The organism is Mycobacterium sp. KBS0706, assembly GCF_005938675.2.
Classification (GTDB): Bacteria; Pseudomonadota; Alphaproteobacteria; order DSM-16000; family Inquilinaceae; genus Inquilinus.
The window spans coordinates 1-912 of sequence record NZ_VCCH02000303.1 but is presented as its reverse complement, the minus strand read 5'-3'; the positions used below and the strand labels follow the sequence as shown (position 1 = coordinate 912).

Genomic DNA, 912 nt, shown 5'->3' with positions numbered 1-912 from the left:
GCAGCAGCCAGCGCCGCGGCGTGACGCCGTTGGTCTTGTTGCTGAAGCGCTCGGGGAAGGTCTCCGCCAGATCCTTGACCGTCACGGTGCGCAGGAGGTCGGAGTGGATCGCCGCCACGCCATTGGTGCTGTGCGAACCGACGATCGCGAGATTGGCCATGCGGATCTTGCGATCGCCGCCCTCCTCGACGAGGCTGACGCGCTGAACCCGGCCCTCGTCGCCGGGGAAACGCGCCCGCACCTCCGCCAGCAGGAGGCTGTTGATCTCGAGGATGATCTCCAGGTGGCGCGGCAGCAGCAGTTCGAACCACCGCAGCGGCCATTTCTCCAAGGCCTCGGGCAGGAGCGTGTGGTTGGTGTAGGCCAGCGTCCGCTGGGTCAGGATCCAGGCGAGGTCCCATCCGAGCTGCGCTTCGTCGAGCAGGATCCGCATCAGCTCCGGCACGGCCAGGCTGGGATGGGTGTCGTTGAGCTGGATGGCGACCTTGTCCGGCAGCGCGTTCCAGTCGGCGTTGCTCCGCCGGAAACGCCGCACCAGGTCGGCCAGCGAACAGCTGACGAGGAAATACTCCTGAACGAAGCGCAGCCCCTGTCCCAGGCTCGTGGAGTCGTCGGGATAGAGGACGCGCGTCAGGGATTCGGCCGTCAGGCGCTCCGCCAGGGCGCCGACGAATTCGCCGGCGCTGAACGCCTGGAAGTCGAAGACATCGGGCGCCGCGGCGGCCCAGAGCCGGAGCGTGTTGATGGTCTTGCCGCCATAGCCCACCACCGGGCGGTCGAAGGGGATGCCTAGCAGGCTCGACGGCCGGCCGGTAACGACGGCGAGGGTCCCGCCGCGCACCTCGAAGGAGCAGCCGAGCTTGATCTCGACCTGCTCCTGCGGCCGGGCGATCTCCCATGGGTCGGGCCGCC

Annotated in this window: 1 protein-coding gene; it reads right to left on the bottom strand. The window is 68.5% G+C overall.

All coding sequences use genetic code 11. From position 1 onward, the window contains the following. Positions 1–912: glycogen/starch/alpha-glucan phosphorylase (locus tag FFK22_RS41960; protein WP_143957019.1), on the bottom strand; the 912-nt coding region annotated here is incomplete at both ends.